The organism is Sphingomonas bacterium, assembly GCF_903643035.1.
GTDB lineage: Bacteria > Pseudomonadota > Alphaproteobacteria > Sphingomonadales > Sphingomonadaceae > Sphingomonas.
Genome location: NZ_CAHJWW010000137.1, coordinates 1 through 7,575 on the forward strand (window position 1 = coordinate 1; position 7,575 = coordinate 7,575).

7 protein-coding genes are annotated in these 7,575 nt (G+C 70.6%); 2 read left to right on the plus strand and 5 right to left on the minus strand.

Annotated elements, in window-relative coordinates; translation table 11 throughout:
* Positions 1 to 209 precede the first annotated feature (209 nt).
* From HUV01_RS09680 to HUV01_RS09695, 4 genes are read right to left on the minus strand one after another with little or no spacing between them, the layout of a single operon-like run.
* Entirely contained in the window at positions 210 to 968 is a 759-nt protein-coding gene (locus HUV01_RS09680) for a Crp/Fnr family transcriptional regulator (RefSeq protein WP_174298069.1), read from the minus strand.
* A gap of 9 nt (positions 969 to 977) precedes the next feature.
* The gene (locus tag HUV01_RS09685; RefSeq protein ID WP_174298070.1) at positions 978 to 3,182 is read right to left on the minus strand and encodes a GumC family protein; all 2,205 of its coding nucleotides are present in this window, start codon (positions 3,180 to 3,182) and stop codon (positions 978 to 980) included.
* A 15-nt stretch (positions 3,183 to 3,197) separates the two neighbouring features.
* Positions 3,198 to 4,559 (minus strand): outer membrane beta-barrel protein, encoded by a 1,362-nt coding sequence (locus HUV01_RS09690; protein WP_174298071.1) that lies wholly within the window; start codon positions 4,557 to 4,559, stop codon positions 3,198 to 3,200.
* Entirely contained in the window at positions 4,550 to 5,011 is a 462-nt protein-coding gene (locus HUV01_RS09695; RefSeq protein ID WP_254606536.1) for a polysaccharide biosynthesis/export family protein, read from the minus strand. The genes HUV01_RS09690 and HUV01_RS09695 overlap by 10 nt, the downstream gene beginning before the upstream one ends.
* Positions 5,012 to 5,036: 25 nt before the next feature.
* Between HUV01_RS09695 and HUV01_RS09700 the strand changes: the two genes are divergently transcribed.
* Both HUV01_RS09700 and HUV01_RS09705 read left to right on the plus strand, forming a co-directional pair.
* On the plus strand, positions 5,037 to 5,315 hold the full coding sequence (locus HUV01_RS09700; protein ID WP_174298068.1) for a hypothetical protein: 279 nt from the start codon (positions 5,037 to 5,039) through the stop codon (positions 5,313 to 5,315).
* Positions 5,316 to 5,550: 235 nt separating this feature from the next.
* Positions 5,551 to 6,141, plus strand: coding sequence for a sugar transferase (locus tag HUV01_RS09705; RefSeq protein ID WP_254606538.1), 591 nt, complete (start codon positions 5,551 to 5,553; stop codon positions 6,139 to 6,141).
* A 73-nt stretch (positions 6,142 to 6,214) separates the two neighbouring features.
* Here the strand turns inward: HUV01_RS09705 and HUV01_RS09710 are convergent, their stop codons facing one another.
* Positions 6,215 to 7,441: a glycosyltransferase family 4 protein gene (locus HUV01_RS09710; protein WP_174298073.1), complete on the minus strand. Its 1,227-nt coding sequence runs from the start codon at positions 7,439 to 7,441 to the stop codon at positions 6,215 to 6,217.
* Positions 7,442 to 7,575: the final 134 nt, after the last annotated feature.

The following is a 7,575-nucleotide window of genomic DNA, read 5'->3' on the forward strand; positions in this document are numbered from 1 at the left end:
CCGATCTGGCGCGGGGTCGGACATCCCCGATGCCGCGGGCCGGCCGATCCCGTTCACCCGGACGGGCGGCCAGGTCCTGAAGCTGATCTATCTTTCCGGAACCGGCGTCGGCGGCTTCATGCCCGCGGGTGCCAACGGACTCGCCTGAAGACCGTATCGGCGGGAGGGCGGGCGCATGGGCGGGCGGACGCATGGGCGCGCGAGCGCGGTCAGGCGACCGCGCCGGCGCGGGTCGGATCGGCCCTGTCCCCAAGCAGCGCGAGCTTGGCGAAGTTCTCGACCGTCACCACGCCGCTGCGGATCGACACGATCTTCTCGCGGCGCAACTGGGCGACGATGCGGTTGACGTGCACCAGGCTCAGCCCGAGCAGCTCGCCCAGCGCGTCCTGCGTCAGCGGCATCGGGAACGAGCCGTTGTGGACGAAGCCGATCGCCGACAGCCGATGGTACAGTTCGAGCAGCAGGTGCGACAACCGCTGTGGCGCGTTCTGGCAGCCGAGGCGGACGACATGGTCGAGCAGGACCATCTCCTCGCCGCGCTCGAAGGCGGCGAGCGCGCGGGCGATGCCGGCATATTCCTCCGGCCGGGTCCGGATCGCCTGCACCAGCCGTCCGACGCCGATCGTCCGCACGACGGTCAGCGCGATCACCGGATTGAGCGCCAGCGGCCGCCGCTCGCCGCGATCGCCCATCAGGTCGCCGGGCAACAGCAGCCCCAGCATCTGGCGGCGGCCATCGGGCAGGATGCGGGGCCGGCAGGCCCATCCGCCGACGATCAGCCGGGGATGCGGGCTGCCGTCCTCGTGCGGACAGATCGTCGTGCCCGGCGCGTGGAACTTGGGCTGTTCCCCCAGCGACAGGACGAGCTCGATCTCGGCCGGGGACAGCGCGCTCGACCCGCGCAGGCGGTGAAGGAGGAGCTCGGTGCTGAGCCCCCTGCCGATGCCGCGTGGGTCGCTGGACAGCATCCCGCCCACTCAGTTCGTGTAGTAGCTGCTGTAGGACCCCATGAACTGCGCGGGATCGCCGTAGCCCGATCGCGCGAGCGCATGAAGGTCCACGCGGCTCAGCGCGACCCCGGTCAGCTTGGCGCCCAGCGATTGCAGGAGGTGGATCGCCATCTCCACCGCCGCGTCGGGCGTCTTGCGCCAGCGCACCAGAAGGACGGTCGCATCGACCTTCTTGGCGATCAGGCGTCCGTCCACGACCGGCAGCACGGGCGACGCGTCGAAGATGACGACCTCGAACCGGCTCTTCAGGTCGTCGATCAGCGTGTCGAAGCCGCCGTTCCCGAGCACGCCCGAGGCCGTCAGCCCCGTTCGCAGCATCGGCAGGATGGTGAGCGGGCTGTCGGCGTCCGGCATCAGCGCCTCGTCCAGCGTCGCCTCGCCCTCCAGGACCTGTTGCAGCCCGACGGCGGGACGCAGGCCCAGCGCGTTGGCGATGCTGGGCCTGCGCATGTCGGCGTCGACCAGCACCGTCGGCACGCCGCTCATCGCCACGATCCGCGCCAGGCCGATCGCGGCGGTCGTCTTGCCCTCGTTGGGAAGGGCGGAGGTGAGCGCGATCGTGCGCACTTCGCCGGAGCCTGACGCCTGCAGCACCGACGCCGCGAGGTTGCGATACCCTTCGGCATAGGCGGACCCGCTGTGGTCGACGAGCGCGCTGATCGGATCGCTGCCGCCGACGCGGCGCACCGCGGAGCCGAGCGTCGGCAGTCCCGCCAGATACGGCAGCTGGAGACGGCCCTCCACATCCTCCAGCGTCCGGATGCCATGGTCCGCCCCCTGCCGCAGGAAGACGACGCCCAGGCCGATCGCGGTGGCCAGCAACGCGCCGACCAGCAGGTTGATCGGCAGGTTGGGCGAACTCGGCCTGACCGGCACCGCCGCGAAGCTGACGACCCGGGCGTCGGACCGGGTCGTCGCCGATTGCGTGCCGATCTCGTTCAGCCGGGTGAGCAGCTGGGCATAGCTCTGGTGCGCGGTGTCGGAGCGCAGCTGGAGCCCGCCCAGCGCGATGGAGGCGACGTTGTTGCTGACGACCTGCGCCCGCGCGCCGCCGGCGCTGCCCGCCAGCGAGCCGGTGCGCCGCGAGGCGACCTCGCGTTGCGCTTCCAGATTGTTGATCGTGCGGTTGATCTCGCCCTGGATCTGCTTGTCGAGGTCGGCGACCTGGCGCTGTGCGGCGGCGAGCGGCGGGTATTTGGGGCCATAGCGACCGCTCAGATCGGCGACCTGCGCGCTCAGCACCGCGCGCTGGCTGCGATACTGCTGGATGACGGGCGATCCCAGCGCCTCGCCCAGATCGTCGCCCGACGATCCGTGCGCGAGCTGCTGGCGCGCGGTCTGGAGGCGGGCGGTGGCTTCCGCCTCGCCGGCGCGAGCGAGCGCCACCTGGCCGTCGAGCGTCGACAGCTGCTCCTCCGCGATCGTGCCGCCCTGAACGCTCATCAGACTGTGCGCGACCTTGTACCGGCCGAGCGCGCCGTCGGCGGCCTCGACCTCCCGCCGCGCGCCGGCCAGCTGTCCGCGCAGCAGCGCGTCGGCCGCGTCGGACCCCTCGCGCTTGACGGCGCCCGATTGCACCACGAACGCGCGGACGAAGGTGTCGACGATCGCGGCCGCGAGCACGCGGTCCCGGTGCTCGAACGTCAGGGTCAGCGCGAAGGTCTGCGCGGTGCGGTGGACGTCCAGGCCGCGTTGCAGCCGTTCGATCGCGGCGTCGCGCCGCGTGGACGCCGTAAGCTCTCTCCGTGACGTCGCGAGCAACGGCACGCTGTCGCGCCACGAGGGATCGTGCATCAGCTCGTCGAAGTACGGCGCGTCCGCCAGTCTCAGGCGATCGACGACGAGGCCGGCGAGCGTCCGGCTCCTGAGCAGCTCGACCTGCGTGTCGACGCTCGAATCCGCTGCCGGGTCGCTCAGCGGCGTCGTCCGGTCGGAGCCGACTTCCGCCGGATGCGGCGCGATCACCAGCGTGGCGCTCGCCGTGTAGCGCGGGGTCTGGAGCAGGGTGAGCGCCAGCACCGACAGGACGATCCCGCCCGCCACGAGGATGAAGAGCATCAGGTGACGGCGATACGCGTTGACGAGGTCGATCACGCCCGTCGACGGCGCCGGCCGGTCGACCGGCGCGAGCATCGGCCGGAGGCCGTCGGGTCTCGCTGGAAGGGTGGCCATTGCAGGTGTCCTCGATCAGTCCTGGAGGGTCAGCGTCACGGAGACGCGGTGGTCGTCGAAGCTGGCCACGCCCGACGCCTGACCGGAGCTGCGCGCGAGGTACCGGTAGCCGAGCCGCGCGTTCCAGTGGCCGCGGGACAGGTACGTCACGCCCGCGTCGGCGTAGGGCAGGCGGTCCTGCCGGTTCAGGCCGCGATAGGTGTCGCGGAAATACCCGCCTTCGAGCGACAGGACGATGTAGCGTCGCAACTCGTTGTCGACGCGGAGCGAGCCGCCGCGATGCAGGAAGCCGCCGCTGCCGGGCACGCCGCTGTCCTCGATGCTGCTCTCGACCTTGCCGGTGATCGTCCGCAGGCCGCTGGGGGAATAGACCAGCGTCCCCAGCGCGCCGATGCCGGACAGCGGGCGGATGCCGCGGCGGTCGAAGTCCTGGCGGATGTAGCCGACGCGCACGTCGCCCCGCATCAGCGACGTGACCTCGAAACTCGAACCCGCATAGACGCCGAAACCGGTCGAGTCGCGCGTTCCGGCCCCGGAGCCATCCCCATCTCCGACGGCGTCGACGGCGTAGGTGATCCTGTTGCCGGTCGCGGCGCCATAGACGGACACGGCGGGGCTGAGCGCCCGCTCCAGCCGAACGAGACCCTGGTAGCGCGTCCGGTCGCGATCGCGCGTGTAGAGAAGGCCCCCGTCGGTGCCGGGCGTCTCGCCGAACCGCAGGCTGACGACCCCGCCGCGCAGGATGACGCGCGTGCTGGCGCCCTCGATCGTCGCGCTGCCAAAGGCGGAGAACGCGTCGTACTCCAGTGGCTTGGCCGCGTTGACGGGGGAGTCGGAGGCGTAGCGGGGCTCGATCAGCGAGCCATAGCTCGCCCCGGCGGTGATGCTGCTCAACGACCCGAGCGCGACGCTGCCCTCGACGCCGCCCAGCACCTCCTCGGTGTCCTCGCTCGTCTGGTGCGCATAGCGTCTGATGTCGCCGCGACCATAGGCGGCGATCCGATAGGGTCCGGTGCTCGTCCGCACGGTGATCTCGGGCCGGACCACGATCGCGATGTCGCTGCGGCGGTCCTCGTTGTTGGCCAGGACGTTGGACGCATACAGGCCGCCGATCGACACCGCCGGGAACAGGTCGAACGCGCCGATCGTCGTGCCATGGGCGGAGAAGGCGGGCAGCACCCTGTCGGCGACGCCCACCGGTTGCTGTCGCGCGAACACCGACTGGCCGGTGGCGATCGGCGGCTCCGGCGGCACGACCACGGTGGGCGCGTCCTGCAGCAGCTGCGCCGCGGCCGGCGTCCCCGCGCCGATCGTCGGGGCGAGCAACGACACGGCGCGGGCGAGCCGTCGACTGGCGGGTGAAAGGGTCAGAACCACCGCTCTTTCACGCGAATGGTGTCGCCGGGCGCCACCATGGTCGTGGCGGTGACGTCGCAGACGGTTTCCGCGCCCTCGCCCGCGTGCTTTATCAGCACCTGCCTGGTCCTCGCCCGATAGGTGAAGCCGCCGGCCTCCGCGACCGCGCCCAAGATCGTCAGGCCGTTGGCGAAGCCGTATTCGCCGGGCTTGTTGACCTCGCCCAGGATGTAGAACGGCCGGGTCGACAGCACTTCCACCGCGACGCGCGGGTCCTTGAGATATCCGTCCGCGAGGCGGGCGGCGATCCGGGCCTGCAATTGCGTGGAGGTCAGGCCGCGGACATCGACGTCGCCGATCAGCGGCAACGCGATGAGGCCGGAGCCGCCGATGGTGAACTCGCCGCCCAGCGCGGGATCGCCGAACACCACCACGCGGACACGGTCGCCGCCGGACAGGGCGTAGCTGTACACCGGCAGCTCCGGCGCCGGACTGCCGGTGGACGGCCCCGACCCCCCGGACAGCTGGGCGCTGGACGATTGGGCTCCGGCCGGCTGGGCTGGCGAAGACGATGCCGCCGCCATCGCCAGCGACACCGATATCGTCCTGAATGCGTCGCAAACAGACATGCGTCCTCCATCAACGATCAGCGCCGTCACGATCTTCCCCGGTTTCGGCTGGCTTGCGGCGGTTCTTTTGGACAAGGATAGCCGCCGCCCGATCATCAAGGCGGCACCTGCCCAAGAACCCGACCGTCTGGTCCTTATAGACGAATGATGTATCTGCGGTCCGGCGATCTTAACCTGATTGTATAACGGTACGCGTTCCAAAAATAATCATGCCTTTTGATGGATGCTTACCCGAAAGGCGGAGATTGTCGGCGTGGGACCGGCAATTCTTGGCCACCAAATGCCTGGCCTGGCGTTTCGCCCTGATGACCACCGGAAAAGCGGATGCAAGGCGTCCCAAGCTCCCGAAAGCTGCGAGCCGTCTCGAGTCTTCCCTGCTGAAGGTGACGGACGTCACGCTGGCCTTCGTCCTGCTGATCTTCCTGTCTCCCCTCATGCTGGCGCTGGCGTTCGTCATCTGGGCGACGGGCGGGCGATCGCCGCTTTACGGGCATCGCCGCTATGGCAAGGGCGGCAGGACGTTCCTGTGCTTCAAGTTCCAGACCATGGCGCGCGATTCCGATGCGCGCCTCGCCCGCCTCCTGCTGGCCGATCCGGTCGCGCGCGCGGAATGGAACCGCGATCACAAGCTGCGCCGCGACCCGCGCGTCACCACGATCGGCCGCGTCCTGCGCAAGACGAGCCTCGACGAGCTGCCGCAGCTGTTCAACATCCTGCGCGGCGAGATGAGCCTGGTCGGCCCGCGCCCGATCGTCGCGGCGGAGGTCGGGCGCTATGGCCGCCGTTTCGTCGACTATTGCTCGGTGCGACCCGGGATCACCGGGCTGTGGCAGATCAGCGGCCGCAACGACATCGGCTATCGGCGGCGCGTCGCGATGGACAGCCTGATGGCGCGGCGGATGTCGCCGCGGCTTTATGCGCGCATGCTGGCGGCGACCGTGCGAAGCGTGCTGAGCGGCAGCGGCGCTTATTGAGCGCGGGCGGCGGCTGTTGAACGGGGGCGTCGGCTGTTGAACGGGGGCGTCGGCTATTGAACGGGGGCGTCGGCTATTGAACGGGGGCGTCGGGCGCGAGGTCGGGGCGGCTCAGCACGGCGCCGTACATCCCCGCGAACGCGGTCGCGACCGCTTCGGGCGTGGTCCGCGCGACCACGCGGTCACGCCCTTGCGGGGATCGGGGACGTCCCTCGGCCAGCACGCGCCGCATCCGGTCCGCCAGCGCGGGCACGTCGCCGGGCGGGACGAGCCAGTCGTCGTCGGCGATGATCTCCGCGATGCCGCCGCTGCGCGCGCCAATCACCGGCACATGCGCCTGATACGCCTCCAGCACCGTCCGTCCGAGCGGCTCCGCCCAGAGCGACGGCGCGACGAGGCAGTCGATGCGGTCGAACAGCGCCCTTGGACCCTGGAAGCCGATGAACTCGACCGGCAACCCGCGCGCGAGCTGCTCGTAAGGGGCAAGCGACGCCAGCGCCGCGCCGGCGATCAGCAGCCGCCATCCGGCCGCCGGCAACAGCCGAACCGCCTTCAACAGGGTGTCGACGCCCTTTTCGGGGCTGATCCGGCCGAGATAGCCGAACACGATCGGGCCGGCGAGCGGCGGCTTGGCATAGCCGGCGTCGACCCCCTCCACCTTGGCCGTGTTCCAGATCACCTGTCGCCGGGCGGGCGGGATGTGATCGAAGAAGCCATAGCGCAGGTGCCGGGCCAGCACCCCCTCGCCGACCGCGGTGACGGCCGACACGACGCGCTGGTCGAACTGCTTGGTGAAGGTTAGGACGCGGCACTTGAGGTGCCGGTGCGTGCACGGCCCGGTCTCGCGGAACATCGAGCTCGCCGCGCACAGCAGGTCGAAATCGCGCAGCGTGTGGACGACCGGCACGCCCCGCCGTTTCGCGGCGCGCCAGACGCGGGTGGAGATGTCCACCATCGAGTGAGTGTTGACGAGGTCGGGCCGGAAGCGGTCGATCACGTCGCCGAACCGCCGCTCGATCGCGAAATTGGCCTGCTGCTTGAACTTGGCCCATTCGCGCTGGCGGGGCGTGTGGGACGGCCAGTCCTCCAGCCAGAAGTCGTTGCCGTGCGCCATGCGGAACACGCGGACGCCGTTGCGCGATTCTTCCGCCGGCTCGCCGGGGGTCAGGCAGGCGGCGGCGACGTCCCAGCCGCCTGCCGCCTGCGCCTCCGCCAGCATGCTGACCGATCGCTCCGCGCCGCCGACGATGTGCGGCGGATAGAGGCTCGACAGGTGGAGGATGCGCGGTGGGCGGCTCATGCGGCGCGCGCGCGGGTCAGGACGTGGTCGTAGAGGTCGTCATAGTCGTCGAGCATGCGGGCGGGCGTCACCCGGGCCAGCAGCCCGGCGAACGCCGGCGGCTGCGGAAGCGCGCCCCGCCCCGCCCCAGCCGG

Bases quoted from the DNA above. Each gene is read 5' to 3' on its own strand.
- HUV01_RS09685 (WP_174298070.1), bottom strand. From the start codon at position 3,182: ATGGCCACCCTTCCAGCGAGACCCGACGGCCTCCGGCCGATGCTCGCG.
- HUV01_RS09710 (WP_174298073.1), bottom strand. From the start codon at position 7,441: ATGAGCCGCCCACCGCGCATCCTCCACCTGTCGAGCCTCTATCCGCCG.
- HUV01_RS09680 (WP_174298069.1), bottom strand. From the start codon at position 968: ATGCTGTCCAGCGACCCACGCGGCATCGGCAGGGGGCTCAGCACCGAG.